General features: G+C 54.6%; 19 protein-coding genes and 1 riboswitch. Of the genes, 10 read left to right on the top strand and 9 right to left on the bottom strand.

Annotation, left to right across the window (positions count from 1 at the left end):
- Positions 1-16 precede the first annotated feature (16 nt).
- Both L384_RS18600 and L384_RS18595 read right to left on the bottom strand, forming a co-directional pair.
- On the bottom strand, positions 17-1282 hold the full coding sequence (locus L384_RS18600; RefSeq protein ID WP_023323749.1) for an oligosaccharide MFS transporter: 1266 nt from the start codon (positions 1280-1282) through the stop codon (positions 17-19).
- A 31-nt stretch (positions 1283-1313) separates the two neighbouring features.
- The gene (locus L384_RS18595) at positions 1314-3128 is read right to left on the bottom strand and encodes a DUF2264 domain-containing protein (protein WP_023323750.1); all 1815 of its coding nucleotides are present in this window, start codon (positions 3126-3128) and stop codon (positions 1314-1316) included.
- 166 nt (positions 3129-3294) lie between these two features.
- Between L384_RS18595 and L384_RS18590 the strand changes: the two genes are divergently transcribed.
- Positions 3295-4131, top strand: a complete 837-nt coding sequence (locus tag L384_RS18590) for an AraC family transcriptional regulator (protein ID WP_023323751.1) — start codon at positions 3295-3297, stop codon at positions 4129-4131.
- A gap of 101 nt (positions 4132-4232) precedes the next feature.
- Here the strand turns inward: L384_RS18590 and parE are convergent, their stop codons facing one another.
- Genes parE through nudF form a run of 5 tightly spaced genes read right to left on the bottom strand, consistent with a single transcriptional unit; the run spans position 4233 to position 8641 of the window.
- A complete protein-coding gene (gene parE / locus L384_RS18585; RefSeq protein WP_023323752.1) occupies positions 4233-6125 on the bottom strand; it encodes a DNA topoisomerase IV subunit B in 1893 nt (630 codons plus the stop codon).
- A 28-nt stretch (positions 6126-6153) separates the two neighbouring features.
- On the bottom strand, positions 6154-6735 hold the full coding sequence (gene yqiA, locus L384_RS18580) for an esterase YqiA (RefSeq protein WP_023314863.1): 582 nt from the start codon (positions 6733-6735) through the stop codon (positions 6154-6156).
- The gene (gene cpdA / locus L384_RS18575) at positions 6735-7562 is read right to left on the bottom strand and encodes a 3',5'-cyclic-AMP phosphodiesterase (protein WP_023314864.1); all 828 of its coding nucleotides are present in this window, start codon (positions 7560-7562) and stop codon (positions 6735-6737) included. Before cpdA ends, yqiA begins: the two co-directional genes overlap by 1 nt.
- 27 nt (positions 7563-7589) lie before the next feature.
- Complete coding sequence (locus L384_RS18570; RefSeq protein ID WP_003862516.1) at positions 7590-8012, bottom strand: DUF1249 family protein; 423 nt, start codon at positions 8010-8012, stop codon at positions 7590-7592.
- Positions 8009-8641, bottom strand: a complete 633-nt coding sequence (nudF, locus tag L384_RS18565) for an ADP-ribose diphosphatase (protein ID WP_003862517.1) — start codon at positions 8639-8641, stop codon at positions 8009-8011. Before nudF ends, L384_RS18570 begins: the two co-directional genes overlap by 4 nt.
- Before the next feature lie 203 nt (positions 8642-8844).
- On the opposite strand from nudF, the gene tolC reads away from it, so the two are divergent.
- From tolC to L384_RS18550, 3 genes are all read left to right on the top strand, one after another.
- A complete protein-coding gene (gene tolC / locus L384_RS18560) occupies positions 8845-10323 on the top strand; it encodes an outer membrane channel protein TolC (RefSeq protein ID WP_023323753.1) in 1479 nt (492 codons plus the stop codon).
- 191 nt (positions 10324-10514) lie between these two features.
- Complete coding sequence (locus tag L384_RS18555) at positions 10515-11180, top strand: DUF1190 family protein (RefSeq protein ID WP_003862522.1); 666 nt, start codon at positions 10515-10517, stop codon at positions 11178-11180.
- A 2-nt stretch (positions 11181-11182) separates the two neighbouring features.
- The gene (locus L384_RS18550) at positions 11183-12343 is read left to right on the top strand and encodes a glutathionylspermidine synthase family protein (protein ID WP_023314866.1); all 1161 of its coding nucleotides are present in this window, start codon (positions 11183-11185) and stop codon (positions 12341-12343) included.
- Positions 12344-12425: 82 nt separating this feature from the next.
- On the opposite strand, the gene ygiD is transcribed toward L384_RS18550, so the two are convergent.
- Positions 12426-13214 carry a 4,5-DOPA-extradiol-dioxygenase gene (ygiD, locus tag L384_RS18545; RefSeq protein WP_003862526.1) on the bottom strand — a complete coding sequence of 263 codons (789 nt, stop codon included), beginning with the start codon at positions 13212-13214 and terminating at the stop codon, positions 12426-12428.
- A gap of 130 nt (positions 13215-13344) precedes the next feature.
- On the opposite strand from ygiD, the gene zupT reads away from it, so the two are divergent.
- The 5 genes from zupT (at position 13345) to L384_RS18520 (ending at position 19283) form a co-directional block, all read left to right on the top strand.
- Positions 13345-14118 (top strand): zinc transporter ZupT, encoded by a 774-nt coding sequence (zupT, locus tag L384_RS18540; RefSeq protein WP_023314868.1) that lies wholly within the window; start codon positions 13345-13347, stop codon positions 14116-14118.
- Positions 14119-14385: 267 nt separating this feature from the next.
- Positions 14386-14946, top strand: a complete 561-nt coding sequence (locus tag L384_RS18535) for a fimbrial protein (protein WP_003862529.1) — start codon at positions 14386-14388, stop codon at positions 14944-14946.
- 76 nt (positions 14947-15022) lie between these two features.
- A complete protein-coding gene (locus L384_RS18530; protein ID WP_023323754.1) occupies positions 15023-17467 on the top strand; it encodes a fimbria/pilus outer membrane usher protein in 2445 nt (814 codons plus the stop codon).
- A 9-nt stretch (positions 17468-17476) separates the two neighbouring features.
- A complete protein-coding gene (locus tag L384_RS18525) occupies positions 17477-18238 on the top strand; it encodes a fimbrial biogenesis chaperone (RefSeq protein ID WP_023323755.1) in 762 nt (253 codons plus the stop codon).
- Positions 18222-19283, top strand: a complete 1062-nt coding sequence (locus L384_RS18520) for a fimbrial protein (RefSeq protein ID WP_023323756.1) — start codon at positions 18222-18224, stop codon at positions 19281-19283. Before L384_RS18525 ends, L384_RS18520 begins: the two co-directional genes overlap by 17 nt.
- A gap of 44 nt (positions 19284-19327) precedes the next feature.
- Here L384_RS18520 and ribB read toward each other — a convergent pair whose 3' ends face one another.
- Complete coding sequence (gene ribB, locus L384_RS18515) at positions 19328-19981, bottom strand: 3,4-dihydroxy-2-butanone-4-phosphate synthase (RefSeq protein WP_023323757.1); 654 nt, start codon at positions 19979-19981, stop codon at positions 19328-19330.
- Positions 19982-20087: 106 nt separating this feature from the next.
- Positions 20088-20238, bottom strand: a riboswitch (FMN riboswitch).
- Positions 20239-20358: 120 nt separating this feature from the next.
- On the opposite strand from ribB, the gene ubiK reads away from it, so the two are divergent.
- The gene (gene ubiK / locus L384_RS18510) at positions 20359-20655 is read left to right on the top strand and encodes a ubiquinone biosynthesis accessory factor UbiK (protein ID WP_003862539.1); all 297 of its coding nucleotides are present in this window, start codon (positions 20359-20361) and stop codon (positions 20653-20655) included.
- Positions 20656-20719 lie beyond the last annotated feature (64 nt).

Below are 20719 nucleotides of genomic sequence, written 5' to 3' on the forward strand. Positions count from 1 at the left end.
TCTTTGACGGCGTAATTTATCGTGTTGACGTTTCTGCTACGTTCAGCGCACGAGCCCCGCGCCATTTGCTCTGACAGGCGGATAACGTAAAAGCAGAAATAAGGGTAAAGGTCAGCGCCGTTGCGCCCATGATGATATAGGTGTGCTCAAAGCCAATACGGTCATACATATAGCCGGCAGGGGAAGAGACCACCACGTTGCCAACGTAGAGCATCGCCTGATAGCCGAGTAAATACATGGTGGCATTGACGCGCTTGTCGAAATGCTCGGCGATATATTTAAATACCGACACCAGCAGGAGACAAATTTCCAGACCGTACAGCGGCTTAAGCACTGAAATTAACAGGTGTGAATCACACATGCCGGAAATAATCAGACGCGCCCCAACCACCAGCCCGACAATTAATAGCCCGCGTTTGGCGCCAATAAAGTTCACAAACAGCGGGATCACCATATACATGACGAACTCCATGCCCGACTGCACGGTCCCGAGATAACCGAATACCGCGTTGCCCTGGTGAATATCGTCGAAGAAGGTGACGAAATAGCGCGAGAACTGCTGCTCGGCGATAAACATCATCCACGCCACGCCCGCCACGTACAGGCAGAAGGCCCAGAATTTGCGGTTTCGCAGCAGGGCGTAAACGTCTGACGGGGCGATTTTCTCTTTCGTCAGCACCTCGCCTGCGTGAGCGGAGTTAGTGTTCACTTTCAGGCTCAGCAGGACAATCAGCATCACCACTGACGCCACGCTGCCGAGAATAAAGTTATACGCCGGTGAGAGGTTGAACAGCAGGCCGGAGAAAGATGACGCCACCGCCCAGCCGAGCGAACCCCACATGCGAATTTGCCCGAACTCCATGCCGTTTAAGCGGCTAAAGCGGTCAGAATACGATTCGCACGCCGCCACACCCGCGTACCAGGCAAAGCTTAAATAGAGCGCGCCGATAATAATCCCCAGCAGGGTATTAGACATTAACAGCGGCTGGTAAACATAAATAAAGAATGGCGCCATCAGGGCCGACATGATCACCACAAAATAGAGCAGATATTTGCTCATGCCGATCTTATCGAGAATATAGCCGTAGATCGGCTTGAGAATAACGGAGAATATCCCGTTCACCGCAAAGACGGTTCCAATCACCGATCCGCTCAGGTTGGCTTTCTGACCGAGCCAGATCGCCAGCAGACCAATACTGGCAGACCAGGTAAAGAAATAGAGAAAGATAAAGCCGCTGATTTTGTAATATTCAGTTCTGTTGGTTGTCGATGTGCTTTTCATATCATCCTCGCCGGGGTGTAGGGCCAGATTTTTATAATGTGAACGACAGCTTACGTTCGCTTCCGGGTTCGCTAATAACGACCTGGTTATGGGTTATATTCAGCTGTGGCGTCGCCGCAGCAGGCTGTCTTCCGCCAGCCAGGACGGCGCAACAGAGCCAGCTTTCCCCTTGCGGGAGGTCAGCTTTTATCAGCGGAATGGAGGCGCACTCCGCAAACATAATGCTGCTGTTCGGCGGCGTGACGATGCTGTCTGGCTGGCGCTGAATGATCGGCGAAAGATCGACAATGACGCTGCTGCCGTTTTCAGCCAACAGATAACAACCGCGTTCGCGCACCTGGTGGGCGGTTTTCATCACCGCAAAGCCGCCCTCGACGGTTTGCAGAGTGCGCGTGCTGTTGATACGGTGCAGGCGCAGGCGCCACTCCCCGAACGGGATCTGCCAGGTCGCAATCTGCACGTCGCGCCACGGCGACCAGCGCGAGAAAATGTAATTTTCATCCACCCGAACCTCTTCGCACTCGCGACGACCGCGGAAATAGTCATCTCCGTCCGCCAGCAGCAGCATGGAATCGCAGGCGGCATGCTTCAGGCCAAAACGCCCGCGCTCAAGGGTGAATCCGAAGCGGCTGGAGTAGGCAAATTTGGTGTATTTCGCTTCGGTGTTGACGTAGTTGTTCAGTTCCAGCTGACCGGCGGTGAGCATGACGACGTGCTGCGAATCTTTCGAATGCATCAGGATCTGCTGCGCATGCGGAATCACATGTTTTTCAGCAAGCGCGGGCAGCGGTTGTTCTTCCGCCTGCCAGAACGGGTGTGCTTCCGGCAGCGCCAGGATCAGATAGGTTTTCAGCGCCCAGTACGGTGAACCGGGGGAGTTGTAATCCTCGCACATCGCCAGGTTCGGATACGCAAACCCCAGGGTGAGAATGCCGTCGCGATCGACAATCGACTGCTGCTGCCACCAGCGCAGATGCCGCAGCACAATGCCTTTCACGATGCCCGGGGTGAAGACGTCCAGCTGAGAAAAGGCCACCGCGCTCCAGAAGGCAACCATGGCAAAGCGGTAGGTCAGGCTGCGGCCAAACGGCACCGAGGCGCCATCGGCGGCGGACCAGTAGATAAAGTCTTCCGCGAAGAGGCGCGAGCGCTCGCGCAGCACATTCGCCCTCGCCTCGTCGTTACTCAGGGTGGCGTAAATCAGGCCGTAGAAATGGAAAGCCATGGAGATGTAGTAATCTTTCGGGCGGCCGGGACCGTCGGAATACCAGCCGTCGCCGAGGTAGTAGGCGTCCATCAGCGCAAAGCGGTGGTCAATGGCGTCCTGATCGTACGGCAGGCCGGCGCGCTTAAAGCCTAGCTGAACCATAATGGCAAAATAGTTCCAGTTGCTGTCAGGCATCTGCGCTTCGGTGATTTGGTTGAGCCACGCGTGCAGGTTCATCACCTCGCGACCGGTAAAGCGCGCGGTGAGCGTCTCCCCCATCAGAGCGAGCCCCAGACCGTAGGCCGCCATCTCCACCAGACGCTGATCGTACGGGCCGGTTTCACCCCAGTAACCGCTGCTTTGCGGGTCGGTACCAAGCTTAATGGCAGTAAGGTACTTCTCGCTGAACGGCGTGCTTTCGCCAGATGCCATCAGCGGAAACAGCCCCCACAGCGCGCGGGAAAGTCCCTCCATCTGCGCAATATCTGCTGTGTAATGGGCGCAGGTGTCGCCCAGCGGGAATCGTGAACGGTTCGCCGGAAATTGCGTGTCCAGCGCCTGTAAAAGTGCATTCAACGACGCCACTACCTCCTGGCGTGAAGACAACGGATTTGATTTTTCTTTGTTTGCCGCCCACATCGGTTCGCCCTCGTAATCAACTGCGGCAAAGCATAGTGAATCCGCAAGGTGCAGAAATGTTAGCCGTGTCACAGGCATGAACGATGAATAAACCTCCAGTTGAGAAAATTTAAAAAGGTGGTTTATAAAGACGATCAGACGGGAAAAAGTTGAGTTTTATTGCACTATGCACGACACGCCGACAACCGACCTTCTGGAACTGATCGCCCTGAACGATACCGTGGCCTCGTTCAGCCGCCTGTTTGCCAATACGGTGCGCTACCATCACTGGCATCAGTGTCTGGAGATCCTCTATGTGGAAGAGGGCTTTGGCGTGGCGATTGTCGATAATCGTCACTACACCATGCGCCCCGGACGACTGTTTTTCTTCCCGCCTTTTACGCTGCACAAGGTCATGGTGGACGAACAGGCGGAGGCAATTTACCGCCGCACCATTATTCATCTCGACCAGCACGCGGTGCTGAAGATCCTGCGGGATTTTCCCCAGACCCGGCAGCGCCTGGAGCGGCTGTCACGCCGTGGCGGCGAAGCGTGGGTCGCCGATTTAGCCCACTGTCACCACCATATCGACCATCTGTTTAGCTGCTATAAACCGCCGATGAACGGCGAGAGCATCGCCAGCCTGCTGATCGGCCTGTTCGCGATGCTGCCCGACGATCGCGACGGCGAGCCGGGCAACAGCCAGGGGATCGCCAGCCAGGTCATGTTCTGGCTCGACGAGCATTATCAGGAGAAATTTCGTCTGGATGCGCTGGCCGCAGAGCTGGGTAAATCGCGCAGTTACGTATCCCGAAGATTCCATGCGGAAACAGGCGAAAAAATTCACGACTACCTGAACACGCTAAGGTTGCGTAAGGCGTGCGAGTGTTTACTCCACACTGATTCGAGCGTGCGTGACATTGCCGCACAGGCGGGATTTTCCGACGTGACGTGGTTTATCAGCGCGTTTAAAAAGGGGATTGGCGAGACGCCGTTGCAGTACCGGAAAAACCATTCATCGTGATGAGCTGCATTTCTTGTCCGGCGGCGCTACGCTTGCACGGGCCTACGGGTTAAGTAGGCCGGGTAAGGCGCAGCCGCCACCCGGCAAAAAGACAGCGTGTATCAGGCCTCTATATCCGCCATGTCGCCTTTCTCCTGTAGCCAGTTACGTCGATCTTCAGAACGTTTCTTGGCCAGCAGCATGTCCATCACGGCGTTAGTTTGCTGTTCATCTTCATCGCTGATGGTCAGCTGCACCAGACGGCGGGTATTCGGATCCAGCGTGGTTTCACGCAGCTGCATCGGGTTCATCTCACCCAGCCCCTTAAAGCGCTGAACGTTCGGTTTGCCCTTCTTGCGCTTAAGCTGTTCCAGCACGCCCGCTTTCTCTTCTTCCGTCAGTGCATAGTAAACTTCTTTGCCGAGGTCGATTCGGTACAGCGGCGGCAGCGCCACGTGGACGTGACCGTTTTTCACCAGCGCGCGGAAATGCTTCACAAACAGCGCACAGAGCAGCGTGGCGATGTGCAGGCCATCGGAGTCCGCATCCGCGAGAATGCAGATCTTGCCGTAGCGCAGCTGGCTCAGATCGTCGCTGTCCGGATCGATACCGATAGCAACCGAGATATCGTGTACTTCCTGCGAGGCCAGCACTTCATCAGACGAGACCTCCCAGGTGTTGAGGATCTTACCCTTGAGCGGCATGATCGCCTGATATTCACGATCCCGCGCCTGCTTGGCCGATCCGCCTGCCGAGTCTCCTTCCACCAGGAACAGCTCGGTGCGGTTGAGATCCTGCGCGGTACAGTCCGCCAGCTTGCCCGGCAGCGCGGGGCCGCTGGCCAGCTTTTTACGCACCACTTTCTTCGCCGCGCGCAGACGACGCTGGGCACTGGAGATCGCCATTTCAGCCAGCATTTCCGCGGCCTGAACGTTCTGGTTCAGCCACAGGGTAAAGGCATCTTTCACCACGCCGGAGACGAACGCCGCACACTGGCGTGACGACAGGCGCTCTTTAGTCTGACCGGCAAACTGCGGATCCTGCATTTTCACGGAAAGCACGTAGGCGCAGCGATCCCAGATATCTTCCGCCGACAGCTTCACGCCGCGCGGCAGAATGTTGCGGTATTCGCAGAACTCGCGCATCGCATCCAGCAGCCCCTGACGCAGGCCGTTGACGTGGGTCCCGCCGAGCATAGTGGGGATCAGGTTAACGTAGCTTTCGGTCAGCAGCTCGCCGCCTTCCGGCAGCCATAGCAGCGCCCAGTCCACCGCTTCAGTATCGCCTTCGAAATTCCCGACGAACGGTTTTTCCGGCAGGGTTGGCAGGCCGTTAACCGCTTCGCACAGGTAGTCGTTCAGACCATCGGCGTAGCACCAGGTTTGTTCGGTATTATTAACGTGGTCTTTAAAGGTGATTTCCACGCCCGGGCACAGCACCGCTTTGGCTTTCAGCAGGTGCGTCAGGCGGGAAACAGAAAAGCGTGGGCTGTCGAAGAAGCTTTCGTCAGGCCAGAAGTGGACGCTGGTGCCGGTGTTGCGTTTACCGCACGTCCCGACAACCTGCAAATCCTGCACTTTTTCGCCGTTTTCAAACGCGATGTTATACACCTGGCCGTCGCGACGGACGTTCACTTCCACGCGCTTTGACAGGGCGTTAACCACGGAGATCCCCACGCCGTGCAAGCCGCCGGAGAACTGGTAATTTTTGTTGGAGAACTTACCGCCCGCGTGCAGACGACAGAGGATCAGCTCAACGGCGGGAACACCCTCTTCCGGGTGGATATCTACCGGCATGCCGCGGCCGTCGTCGATGACTTCCAGCGACTGATCGGCGTGCAGGATAACGTCCACGCGTTTGGCATGGCCTGCCAGCGCTTCGTCCACACTGTTATCAATTACTTCCTGGCCCAGGTGGTTTGGGCGCGTCGTATCGGTGTACATCCCCGGGCGGCGGCGAACCGGCTCAAGCCCGGTGAGTACCTCAATGGCATCAGCGTTATAGGTTTGCGTCATGATTTAAGCTAGCAATTCGCATTGATTGTCAGTGGCTGTGCAGTCCAAGAAAATCGACAATCTGGGTGAAATGATCTTCAAAGCCCGTGAAAGCATGGTTACCGCCCTCTTCTACAGTCTGGCGGCAGGATGCGTAATACGCCACTGCCTGGCGGTAATCCAGCACTTCATCTCCCGTCTGTTGCAGCAGCCAGATAAGATCGGGCGCTTCAAGCGGGTCGACCTGCATAACTTTGAGATCGTAAATATGGCGTGACTCTAGCACATATTGTTGGCCGGTGTAGGGGTTCTCGTTTTCGCCAAGAAAGTCCCTTAACAGCTCAAATGGCCGGACCGCCGGATTGACGACGACAGCGGGCAACATAAAGCACTGCGACAGCCAGGTGGCGTAGTAGCCGCCGAGCGACGACCCGACAACGCCAAACGATTCGCCGCCGTGTTCCAGCACTAGCGATTCCAGCATCTCTGCCGCATCCGCCGGATAAGGGGGCAACTGCGGAATAATCATCTCCACGTGGGGATGATGCGCGCTCAGCCACTGGCGAAGCTGCGTCGCTTTCGCCGAACGCGGTGAGCTGTTAAACCCATGCAAATAGAGAAGCGTCGACATCAATAGCCTTCCGAAGCGGTATCCGGGCGGAATTGTGCCCCGGCCAGACGGCAAACTTCGGTGGTCAGCGAGCCATCGGCATGCAGCTCCAGCCAGCGCCAGCCCGGTGCGATGGTATCCAGCGTAAAGTTGGCGCAGTGCGGCTTAAACTGCACGCAGGTAGAGGGCGTCGCGAGCAGACGGCGACCGTTCCAGTCGAGATCCTGTTCCTGGTGAATATGACCGCACAGCAAATTTTTTACGCGCGGGAATTTCGCCAGCACGCCGTCCAGCGCCGCAGAGTTGCGTAAGCTGTGCTGATCGAGCCAGCTACAGCCCGCCGGCAGCGGGTGATGATGCAGTAACAGCAGCGTATTGCGATTCGGTTCGGCGGCCAGTTTTGTCTCCAGCCAGTCAAGCTGATAGTCGCTCAACTCACCGTGCGGAACGCCAAACACCTGACTGTCGAGGAGCAGAATTTGCCACTGGTCCCCCGCAAAGACACATTTTGCCGGTGAAATCCCCGCATCCTGAAGCGAACTGTACATCGCGGGCTGAAAATCGTGATTGCCCGGCAGCCAGACGCAAGGCACGCTAAAGCTCGCAATCCCTTCAGCAAAATGCTGATAGGCTGCGGAGGATTGATCCTGCGCCAGATCGCCCGTCGCGACGATCAGATCGCATGGCCGCTTTTCAGCATGGATCGCGTCAAGAACCGCCTGATAACTCTCCCAGGTGTTCACGCCCAGAAGCGTCTCATGCTTTTCGGCAAAAAGGTGGGTGTCGGTGATTTGTAATATCCTGACTGGCGCCCCACCAGCAACAGTCAGGTTCAACAGGCTTTCCAAATGGTGTCCTTAGGTAGGTTTATGACGCTAACAAACCGGAATCGCCATTGCTCCATGTGCTAAACAATATCTTAGCCAGTCGGCTAAAAACTGGTTAATTTGATGCTTTTCGTCGCGTTGATGCAACTTTTTATTCGGATAATCATACCGCGCTTTAAAGCGAAAGATCTGCTGGCTTGAACACACTTCAGCGACCATCGCGTCATGATAAAGACGTACCGTCATCGACGGCAGGCTCCAGTAGCTGATGCTCGGCGCCGTTTGCTCAATCTCCACCAGCGTAGTGTAGCGCGTTGATTCTGTTATCGTTAACCGATACTGCGCGTTGCTCACCTGATAGCTCACCGTTTCGCCGGGCGCGTCGTTTCGCGGCAGCAGGCGGCGCAGCTGGGCGAAATTTGTTTCGCACAGGCGCATCATTTCTGGGAAGTCAGGTGTATAACGCTTCATTTTTTCCACTCGTGTCGTAATGTCTGATAATGCAGCTGTAGCCATTGCAGAGCGATGACAGACGCTGCGTTGTCGATTTTCCCCTCTTCTACCCACTGGTAAGCCAGCTCCCGACTCACCACATGAACCCGAATATCTTCGTTTTCATCTGCCAGACCATGGATCCCTTCCGCTGTCGTGGCGTCCACTTCGCCCACCATAATAGATGAACGTTCCGTTGTCCCACCCGGGCTTGCCAGGTAGCTCAACACCGGCTTCGTCCGGCCAACCACCAGGCCCGCCTCTTCCAGCGCCTCGCGGCGAGCGACGTCTTCGACCGACTCACCTTCTTCGATCATCCCGGCCACCATCTCCAGCAACCACGGCGTTTCGCTGGTATCATAAGCCGCAATACGCACCTGCTCGACCAGCACAACTTCGTCACGCACTGGGTCATAGGGTAGCAACACAGCCGCATGCCCGCGCTCAAAAATTTCGCGTTTGATTTCACCGCTCATCTCACCGTTAAACAGACGATGCCTGAAACGGTAAAGTTCCATTGAAAAAAAACCGCTATAAAGCGTTTCTCGTGCAATAATTTCTACATCGTTTTTGGCGAAGGTGACAGGCACGTTTTCTGGTTTTTGCATCGGTCGAGTCCTGGTAGCAATGGTGATGAAATTGTGAATTTCAAGGCTGTTTGGCTGCCGTTTGTATGGCTATATGGTAGATTGGAGCAAATTACCGCCAGATGGCACGTTACGCCAACCTTTTGGTGTGGATGATTCTGTTAGAATCGGCAATTATTTTTAATTAGATCAGCGCTAATACTGCTTCACAACAAGGAATGCAAATGAAGAAATTGCTCCCCATCCTTATCGGCCTGAGCCTGACGGGCTTCAGTGCAATGAGCCAGGCAGAGAACCTGTTACAGGTCTACCAGCAGGCACGTCTGGGCAACCCTGATTTACGTAAATCAGCGGCCGATCGTGATGCTGCGTTTGAAAAGATTAACGAAGCACGTAGTCCACTGCTGCCGCAGTTAGGCTTAGGTGCAGATTATACCTACACTAACGGTTTTCGCGATAATAACGGCATCAACTCAAATGCCACCAGCGCCTCTTTACAGTTAACGCAAACCCTGTTCGACATGTCCAAATGGCGTGAGCTGAGCTTGCAGGAAAAGAGCGCCGGCATTCAGGATGTCACCTATCAGACAGATCAGCAGACGCTTATCCTGAATACCGCGACCGCCTACTTCAACGTACTGAGCGCGATTGACGCCCTCTCCTACACCGAAGCGCAGAAACAGGCGATTTATCGTCAGTTAGATCAGACCACCCAGCGTTTTAATGTGGGTCTGGTTGCGATCACTGACGTGCAGAACGCCCGTTCACAGTACGATACCGTACTGGCTAACGAAGTGACCGCACGTAACAACCTCGACAACGCGCTGGAAGCACTGCGTCAGGTCACCGGTAACTACTATCCTGAGCTGGCCTCTCTGAACGTGGACAGCTTCAAAACAGACAAGCCGCAGGCGGTTAACGCCCTGCTGAAAGAGGCGGAAAACCGCAACCTGACCTTGCTGCAGGCACGCCTGAGCCAGGACCTGGCGCGCGAGCAGATCCGTCTTGCACAGGATGGTCACCTGCCAACCCTGAGCCTGAGCGCCTCTACCGGCGTATCGGATACCAGCTACAGCGGTTCTAAAACCAACACTGCCCAGTATGACGACAACAATATGGGCCAGAACAAAGTGGGCCTCAGCTTCTCTCTGCCGCTGTACCAGGGCGGGATGGTTAACTCTCAGGTTAAGCAGGCGCAGTACAACTTCGTAGGCGCGAGCGAGCAGCTTGAAAGCGCGCACCGCAACGTGGTCCAGACCGTGCGTTCTTCCTTCAACAACGTGAACGCGTCCATCAGCAGCATCAACGCCTATAAACAGGCCGTTGTCTCTGCGCAAAGCTCTCTGGACGCGATGGAAGCGGGTTACTCCGTCGGTACGCGTACTATCGTTGATGTGTTAGACGCAACGACCACGCTGTACAACGCGAAACAGCAGCTCTCCAGTGCGCGTTACCAGTACCTGATCAACCAGCTGAACATCAAGCAGGCGCTGGGTACGCTGAACGAGCAGGATCTGCAAATGCTGAACAGCACGCTGGGCAAACCGGTTTCCACGTCGCCTGACAGCGTCGCGCCGGAAAATCCACAGCAGGATGCCGCCGTGGATAATTTCACCGCTAACAGCAGCACCCCGGTTGCACAGCCAGCGGCAGCGCGTAGCACCTCACCTGCCAGCAGCGGCATGAATCCGTTCCGCAATTAAGCGTGTCATCAGGCCCACTGCGGCCTGATGCCCTCACCTCAGCCCTCTCCCACAGGGAGAGGGAGCACATTAATCCCCCCCCGAACGTAAGCCAACGTAAAGATCCCCCGGATTTCGCCCCTCGTCGCTTCATTTTCAACCACTCATCCTCTATCCTGAGCGTTATTACCACTGGGTCCTGGAAGACAAATATGAAACGGACAAAAACGATGAATCACGCGTCGTTCCGCAAAAGCTGGAACGCACGCCACCTGACACCTGTCGCGCTGGCGGTCACCGCCGTCTTTATGCTGGCAGGCTGTGAGCAAAACGACGAAACGGTTTCGCTGTATCAAAACGCCGACGACTGCGCGAGCGCAACCGGTAAAGCCGCTGAGTGTACGACGGCGTATAACAACGCCCTGAAAGAAGCGGAACGTACCGCGCCGAAATATGCCTCACGCGAAGACTGTGTAGCCGAATTCGGTGAAGGCCAGTGCCAGCAGGCACCTGCTCAGGCGGGTATGGCACCGGAAAACCAGGCGCAGGCACAGTCCAGCGGCAGCTTCTGGATGCCGCTGATGGCGGGTTATATGATGGGCCGTTTGATGAGCGGCGGTGCGGGCTACCAGCAGCAGCCGCTGTTTAGCTCCAAAAACCCGAACAGCCCGGCCTACGGGAAATACACCGATGCCACCGGCAAGGGTTACGGTGCTGCAACGCCTGGCCGTACGATGACCGTACCGAAAACCGCAATGGCGCCGAAACCAGCCACCACCAGCACCATTACCCGTGGCGGCTTCGGTGAGTCTGTTGCCAAACAAACCACCATGCAGCGTAGTGCGACCGGCTCCTCAACTCGCTCAATGGGCGGCTGATCATGGAACGAGTCAGTATTGCCGAGCGCCCGGACTGGCGCGAAAAAGCCACCGAATACGGTTTCAACTTTCACACCATGTACGGCGAGCCGTACTGGTGTGAAGATGCTTACTATAAGCTCACGCTTGCTCAGGTCGAAAAGCTTGAAGAAGTGACCGCAGAGCTGCACCAGATGTGCCTGAAGGTGGTTGAGAAAGTCATCGACAGCGATGAGCTGATGACCAAATTCCGCATTCCGAAGCACACCTGGAGCTTTGTTCGTCAGTCCTGGAAAACGAACCAGCCTTCGCTCTACTCTCGCCTCGATCTGGCATGGGATGGCGTGGGTGAACCGAAGCTTTTAGAAAATAACGCAGATACGCCAACCTCCCTGTACGAAGCCGCGTTCTTCCAGTGGATCTGGCTGGAAGATCAGGCGAATGCCGGAAACTTGCCGGAAGGCAGCGATCAGTTCAACAGCCTTCAGGAAAAGCTGATTGAACGTTTCGTCGAACTGCGTGAACAGCACGGTTTCAACCTGTTGCACCTCGCCTGCTGCCGCGATACCGAAGAAGACCGCGGTACGGTTCAGTATTTGCAGGACTGCGCAGCCGAAGCGGAAGTGGCGACGGAATTTCTCTATATCGAAGATATCGGTTTAGGTGAAAAAGGTCAGTTTACGGACATGCAGGATCAGGTGATCAGCAACCTGTTCAAGCTCTATCCGTGGGAATACATGCTGCGGGAAATGTTCTCTACCAAACTGGAAGACGCTGGCGTGCGCTGGCTGGAACCAGCCTGGAAGAGCATTATCTCCAATAAAGCCCTGCTGCCGATGCTGTGGGAGATGTTCCCGAATCACCCGAACCTGCTGCCTGCTTATTTTGCCGAAGATGATTTCCCACCGATGGAGAAATACGTCGTTAAGCCAATCTTCTCTCGTGAAGGGGCAAACGTCTCGATTATCGAAAACGGTAAAACGCTGGAAGCAGTTGAAGGGCCGTACGGTGAAGAAGGGATGATCGTCCAGGCGTTTTATCAACTGCCGAAGTTTGGCGACAGCTATACGCTGATCGGCAGCTGGCTTATTAACGATCAGCCTGCCGGGATTGGCATTCGCGAAGATCGCGCGCTGATTACGCAGGATCTGTCACGTTTCTACCCGCATATTTTCGTCGAGTAAGACTTGCCGGGTGGCGGCTTCACCTTACCCGGCCTACATGTCGAGCGTAGGCCCGGTAAGCGCAGCGTCACCGGGCATGTGTTTACCCCACCTGCACCGACAGCATACTCAAACTCCCCATCTCAATGCCGTCGACCGGGGTTGTAATAACCTCCTGACCGTCCCATGCGCCTAATACATACAGCAATGGCAAGAAGTGTTCCGGCGTCGGGTTAGAGAGCGAACCGCCATCGTGCTCCAGATAGTTCACCAAAGGGTGCCGTTCGACCGGCCCTTGCCAGGCCAGGTTGTCTTTTACATAGTCATTAAAGGCTGTTGCCCAGGGGTACGGCGTATTTTCACCGTGCCAGCGTACCGTACGCAGATTGTGTACCACGTTGCCACTGGCTATCAGCATGATGCCCTCATCACGAAGCGAAGCCAGCTTACGCCCCATCTCCATGTGCCAGGCAGCTGGTTTGGTGCTGTCGATACTCAGTTGTACCATCGGAATATCGGCATTCGGATACATTTTGATCAACACCCCCCATGAGCCATGGTCAAAGCCCCAGGCTTCTTTGTCCAGCGCAACCGGAACAGGGGCAAGCAGATCAACCAGCCGCTGCGCCAGCTCAGGGGAGCCCGGCGCAGGATAATGCGTGTCATACAGCGCCTGCGGAAAGCCGCCAAAATCATGAATCGTTTTTGGCGTTTCCATGGCCGTCACGCCGGTACCCCGGGTAAACCAGTGCGCAGAGACCACCACAATTGCCTTCGGACGCGGTAACGTCTCACCCAACTGACGCCAGGCGCGGGTATAGACGTTATCTTCCAGGACGTTCATTGGGCTGCCATGGCCTAAAAACAGTGCTGGCATACGAGAAGAAGACATGGTGATATCCTTAGAGGAGGTGTCAATGTGATAGGCCTACATTACGCGCATTCAGGTGAAGATGAACGCAGATAACCGTGAAGATCATCATCAGGAAATTTGAATGCCAGATATCGCTTAAGGAGAATGCATGTCAGTACCGTTGATTTTGACCATACTTGCGGGCGCCGCAACCTTTATCGGTGCGTTCCTCGGGGTACTCGGGCAAAAACCCTCTAATCGCCTGCTGGCCTTCTCGCTGGGTTTCGCCGCCGGGATCATGCTGCTTATCTCGCTGATGGAGATGCTGCCCGCCGCGCTTCACACCGAAGGGATGTCGCCTGTTCTGGGCTATGGCATGTTTATCATTGGCCTGCTGGGTTATTTTGCACTCGACCGTATTCTTCCTCACGCGCACCCGCAGGATTTAATGCAAAAAAGCGTTACCCCCATTCCGGGAAATATCAAACGCACGGCCATTCTGCTGACGCTGGGTATCAGCCTGCATAACTTTCCGGAAGGTATCGCCACCTATGTCACGGCCAGCAGCAACCTGGAAATAGGTTTTGGTGTGGCGCTGGCCGTGGCTTTGCACAATATTCCTGAAGGACTTGCCGTTGCCGGGCCCGTTTATGCCGCCACGGGTTCAAAACGTACAGCTGTCTTTTGGGCAGGTATCTCCGGCATGGCTGAAATTCTCGGCGGCGTGCTGGCGTGGCTGATCCTCGGTAGCCTCGTATCCCCGGTTGTAATGGCTGCAATTATGGCTGCCGTGGCCGGGATTATGGTCGCGCTCTCTGTCGATGAGCTGATGCCGCTGGCAAAAGAGATCGATCCCAACAATAACCCAAGCTACGGCGTGCTGTGTGGAATGTCAGTGATGGGGATGAGCCTGGTTCTGCTGCAAACGGCAGGTATTGGCTAAGAATTAATGCCTCCGTTTTTATACGGAGGCTTTATATTATTCAAAAAAACAATCCTATATATTTTACATATAATAACCCACAAAATATAAATCTATTAAAACCCCGAAAAAAGAAGCCTCTTCAGATAGCCTGAAAATATTAATTAAAACCATCTAAAAATATATTTAAGTCACGTTAATCGCGTCTCCCCGCCCCAATACGTATACTTTGCGAGTATTCTGAAATTAATATTCACATTACGAATCAATCTGAAAAAGGATATTTTCATGTATATGGGTAAAAAATTGCTGTTAGCGGCAGCTATGGCTGCCATTGTATCGGGTTCTGCGTTTGCTGATGATCAAGGCTCAGGCAAAATCAAATTCAAAGGCGTGGTTATTGACGCACCATGCAGCATCGCTCCAGACAGCGTTGATAAAGAAGTCGACCTGGGTGAAGTGACTACGGCCGTTATCAACGCCAACAAAAAATCCACGCCGGTTCCGGTCGATATCAATCTGGAAAACTGCCAGCTTGACGATCCGGCAGACGAAACCGACACGCCAATTACTAAAGTGGAAGTGACCTTTACCAGCGCAGCGACAGATGCGACGGATACCAGCCTGATGAGCAACACCTTTGCAAACGGTGCGCAGAACGTGGGCGTCCGTCTGCTGGATAACGCGGAAGGCAACATCACGCTTGGTCAGCCAAACGTGCTTGATCTGCTGGCGGGTTCAACCACCCAGACGCTGCATTTCAAAGCGGTTATGGAAGTCCCAACAGGTAAAACTGCGACGGCAGGCCAGGTTGAAGCCACGGCTAACTACGTCCTGATGTACAAATAATTCCGTTACGTCACGGTATCAGCCGACTGGCAATCCATGCCGGTCGGCACTCTTTATTTATTCGAGTAACAGGATGATGACATACAAAGTACAATGGATAATCATCATTGCGTCCCTGTTAATGACGATAGTTGCCTCTGCCACTGAATTTAATATAAACGCCATCGATAAAGATCAGCGCGGCAGCGTCGATTTATCACGTTTTAAAGATCAAATATCGGTTACGCCGGGAAGCTATTTCGTTACGGTTTCAGTTAATGATATTCCGCTGGCAAATGGCTGGCAGCTTCGCTGGCGAGAAATAAATAACGCAGTTCAGGTCTGTATTCCCCCCGAGCTGGCCGATACATTCGCATTGCAGGATGACGTTCGTCACGCTTTGCCGGAAAAAGAGGGATGCGTTGATTTCGCCACCAGACCAGACATCAAATTTATTTTTGAGCAAGGCAGCCAGACCCTGAAAGTAACGATCCCCCAGGCGTGGCTGCAATACCGTGCGGTTGACTGGATGCCGCCATCCACCTGGGACAACGGCGTGCCAGGCGTACTGCTGGATTACAATCTTTTTGCCAGCCATTATCAGCCCAATAGCAGCGGCAGCAATGACAACGCCAATACCTATGGTACCGCCGGTGCGAACATGGGCGCGTGGCGCCTGCGAAGCGATTACCAGTACACGCGAAGCGATACTGAAGCAGGCTCAGAGCAGGATGGCCGTTTTTCACGCGTGTATATGTTCCGCCCTCTGCCCTCGATCGGTGCGAAACTGACGCTGGGTGAAACGGATTTCCAGTCCTCCATTTTTGACGCCTTCACCTACACCGGCGCATCGCTAATCAGCGATGAACGTATGCTGCCATGGTCGCTTCGCGGCTATGCCCCACAGATTACCGGAATAGCACAAACCAACGCCACCGTGGCCGTAAGCCTTGCCGATCGCGTGATTTACCAGAGTAAAGTGCCACCAGGACCCTTTGTTATTCAGGATCTTAACCAGTCGGTTCAGGGCACGCTGGACGTCAAAGTCACGGAAGAAGACGGACGCGTCAACACCTTCCAGGTCTCGGCTGAATCCGTGCCGTTTTTAACGCGCAAGGGCCAGGTGCGCTATAAGCTCGCGGCGGGTAAAGCGCGCCAGGGCGCCTCCCATGATGTTGAAGATAACGCCTTCATGAGCGGCGAATTTTCCTGGGGCATGCTGTCGCACACCTCTCTGTATGGCGGCACGCTGGCCGATGGCGACCGTTATCGTTCCGTCGCTGCCGGGATCGGCCAGAATATGGCCTGGCTGGGGGCGCTCTCTTTTGACGTCACGCAGGCTACCAGCCAGCTGCCACACCAGCGCAGCCAGACGGGTTACAGCTATCGCATTAACTACAGCAAGCGTTTCGATACCACCAGCAGTCAGCTTACGCTCGCCAGCTACCGCTACTCAGACCCACAGTTTTTGAGCTACGCCCGCTACCTGGATTATGACAACGGTGACCGCCAGTCGGAAAAACAAACCCTGAGCGTGACGGCAAGCCAGTACATTTCAGCGTTATCCCTGAACCTGTACGTCAATATGCTGCGTCAGACATGGTGGAATGATTCACCCTCCACGACCGGCAGCATCACGGCGGGCTACAACTTTGATATAGGTCGCTGGAAGAACCTTGGCGTAACCCTGTCCTGGAGTAAAACGCATTACGAGGAGGAAGACGAAAATGACGATACTCAGTTTTATCTCTCGCTCAGCGTACCGCTCGATCCCGATCATCGACTTAACTATGACCTGCGTAACAGCGACACGCTGAGCCATAACGTGTCGTGGTATGACACGTCGGATCGCAATAATACCTGGGGCGTTTCCGCAGGTACGGAGAGCGGGAAGCCAGATTCCGGCGCGCAGGTCAGCGGGAATTATCAGCATTATTCTGCGTACGGCGATCTCAATCTCTCCGGCAGCTATAAAGCTAACGAATATAACTCCCTCAGCGCGAGCTGGAGCGGTTCCTTCACCTCAACGGCGAAAGGCGCCGCGCTGCACCGGCGCAGTTACGGTAATGAACCCCGCGTAATGGTCAGCACCGACGGGGTAGGCCATATCCCGCTGAACATGTCGCGCGATGAAACTAACCGTTTTGGCATCGGCGTTTTACCGTCATTCTCCAGCTATTCCCCCTCCAGCGTGCAGGTCAATATGAACAACCTTCCGGATGGCGTGGACGTGGACAACCGCGTCGTGACCTCAACCTGGACTGAGGGGGCCATTGGTTATCGTCAGATTGCCACGCGCGCAGGTCAGGACGTAACAGGCGTTTTGCGGATGTCGTCAGGAACACCACCACTCGGGGCGATTGTTCGCCTGGATGAAAGCAATTTACAGGTTGGGATGGTGGCCGATGAAGGCCGCGTCTGGCTCGGCGCCGTTGAGCCAGAACAGCAGTTTCGCGTGACATGGGGCGACAACCAACAGTGTCGCTTCTCGTTACCTTCTCACTTAGAAAACAGTATGCAGTTGATACTGCCGTGCCAGTAAGAAATCATCATGAAATTAACGCCGATTAAAAGCCTGTGCCTGATGCTGATCAGCACAACATTTACCGCCCACGCGGCCATTAACCTGGACCGCACGCGCATTGTTTTTCCAGAAAGCGACAAGGCCAGCAGCCTGAAAGTGGACAACCAGAGCAAGGCGCTGCCTTATCTGGCGCTCTCCTGGATTGAAGATGAAAAGGGGCAAAAAGAAGATGTGCACTTTATGGCGCTTCCCCCCATTCAACGTATCGAAGCGGGCGCCTCGTCGCAGGTAAGAATTGTTAAACAAGCCGCTACCCGCCAGTTGCCAAAAGACAGGGAATCGCTGTTTTATTTCAACCTGCGTGAAGTACCGCCTAAAAGCACCAGCGCCAGCGAGGAGCGCAGCGTGATGCAGGTTGCCATGCAGAGCCGAATTAAGCTCTTCTGGCGTCCGGAAGCGATTCGCAAAAAATCTGGCGAACTGACTGAAATGCGTATGGAAATTACCGCCAACGCGAAAGGGCTCACGGTCCACAACCCTACGCCGTACTACATCACGCTGGCGTGGCTGAGCAAAAATGCCAAAACCATGCTGCCGGGTTTTGACAGTCTGATGATTGCGCCTTTCGCCACGGCAACTGCCTCTACCGGCGATTACCACGGTAGTTATTACAGCATCGGCTACATCGACGATTACGGCGCACTGAAAAAAGTCGACGTACAGTGCACCGGAACGGCGCAATGTAAGCTTAACGAACGGAAAATCGATAAAGATGCGAAAGCTCACTAGTTTCCTGCTTACATTGCTGCTTACAGCGCTGCCTTTGAAAGAAGCGCTGGCGCTCAACTGCTATCTGGGTGGATCTGGCGGCCCCGTCGAGGAGACAAAAACGATCTCCCCTTTTGCCATACCCAGCAACGCTCAGGTTGGCCAAAAAATATGGGAGTCTGATGACATTAAAATTCCGGTGACGTGTGACAATAACGTCACAAGCGGTTTCAAGCCGGAAGATGTTTTTGCCTGGGTAAACCCTTATCCTGCCGCAACCGATCCCTATTATGAACTGGGCGTCACCTATGAAGGCATAGATTACGATGCCACAGGCCAGCCCAACGGCGTGGATACCCGCCAGTGCCTGGACAACGATAACATCACCATTTACACCCCGGATCAAATCCGCCAGATGGGTTGGGAGAATCGCATCTGCTCTGGCAATCCGGATGATATCCACATTACGCGCACGTTCGTCGCCCGTTTTCGACTTTTCGTGAGAATTAAGGCTATGCCGCCACATGGCTATGTCAGCTCGCTCAGCGATTACATCGTTGTGCAGTTTGACGGTAAGGGCGGCGTTAATCAGATGGCCGATGCGAAGAACCTTAAGTATCACATCAACGGACTGCAAAACATTACGGTGCTTGATTGCGGGGCGACGTTTACCATTTACCCTGAGAATCAGGAGATCGACTTTGGCACCTTCAGCGCGCGCGACATCGTGAATCAGCAGACGCGTTTGCGCACGTTTTCAATACGAACCACCAAAGTCCAGGATGCCCAGTGCTCGGATGGATTTAAGATGGACTCGTCGTTTTACACAACCGAAACGCTCAGCGCAGACGACACTGCGGTGCTGATAGGGAATGGGTTAAAACTGCGTATTCTTAACGGAACGGCCCCTTACACCTTCAACCAGTACAAAGAGTACGCCGATTTTACGGGCGATAAGATGAATGTTGAGCAAAACTACACAGCTGAACTTTCACGGGAAGAAGGAAAAGCGATTCAGTCCGGGCCGTTCGAAACCGTGGTACTGTTCAAAATTAACTACCACTAGAAACAAAAAAACCGGGTTTCCCCGGCTTTTTTACATCAGCATGTTCAGCTGGCTCTGCGCTCGTGCGCGCGGCGGTACTCTACCAGATCTTCAATCGTCACCACTGGCATATTGTGCAGACGCGCAAAGGTGATGCACTCCGGCGCACGCGCCATGGTGCCATCATCGTTGGTCAGTTCGCACAGCACGCCTGCGGGTTTGAAGCCAGCCAGCGTCACCAGATCGATGGTCGCTTCGGTATGACCACCACGGGTCAGCACGCCGCCCGGCTGCGCGCGCAGCGGGAAGACGTGACCAGGGCGGTGCAGATCGGAAGGTTTCGCACCATCAGCAATCGCTGCACGCACGGTGGTCAGACGGTCAGCCGCCGACACACCGGTGGTTACGCCATGCGCCGCTTCAATGGTCACAGTGAAGCCAGTACCAAAGGCGCTGGTGTTGTTTTCAACCATCATCGGCAGATCAAGCTGCTGGCGACGGTCTTCGGTGATGCACAGGCATACGATGCCGCTACCGTGACGGATGGTCAGCGCCATCTGCTCAACGGTCATGTTCTCGGCGGCAAAAATCATGTCGCCTTCGTTTTCACGGTTTTCATCGTCAAGCACCATCACACCGCGGCCTTCGCGCAGGGCATCCAGTGCATGTTCAACACGTTGAGTTGAAGTGCCAAAAGAGGAAAGTAGCGTCTGATTCATGGTAAAAAAAACCTCATTAACTTTATGGTTACCAGAATCAGGGCAGTCTTAGGAGCGCCGTACAAGCGGCAAAAAAATAACGTGAGCGGGCTTTGCCCGACTGGATCGTTACTCTCTCCCATCCGGACTCTAACCGTCGGCCCCGGAATTACACCGGATCTGCTGACCTTTGAGAATTCACCCAAAGCGCTCGCGGGCTTTCAGCGTTAAGCTGATTTACCGCCGGTGGGGAATTTCGCCCCGCCCTGAGAATAAGCGAGATAACTATAACGCTATTGATTACCCTGGGCAATGCATAAGCTTCAAACAATTTTGTTTAACCCGCGGCATGACACGCTACAATAGGCACTAACACCTTTTCATCAAGGGAAACGACAATGATTGACCCAAAGAAAATTGAGCAGATCGCGCGTCAGGTTCATGAGTCCATGCCGAAAGGTATTCGTGAGTTTGGTGATGACGTTGAGAAGAAAATCCGCCAGACGTTGCAGGCACAGTTGGTTCGCCTTGATTTAGTCAGCCGCGAAGAGTTTGACGTGCAGACGCAGGTGCTGCTGCGCACCCGCGAGAAGCTGGCGCTGCTGGAACAACGTTTGACCGAGCTGGAAAACCGCAATGCGCCGGAAGAAGTGAAGCCAGCGCCAGCTATTCCACCGGTGGATGACCAGGCATAAGTGCGGCCTGATGCCCTCACCCCAGCCCTCTCCCACAGGGAGAGGGTGAAAAACGAACGGGCCA

Source organism: Enterobacter sp. MGH 38 (assembly GCF_000492855.1).
GTDB classification, from domain to species: Bacteria; Pseudomonadota; Gammaproteobacteria; order Enterobacterales; family Enterobacteriaceae; genus Enterobacter; species Enterobacter hormaechei_C.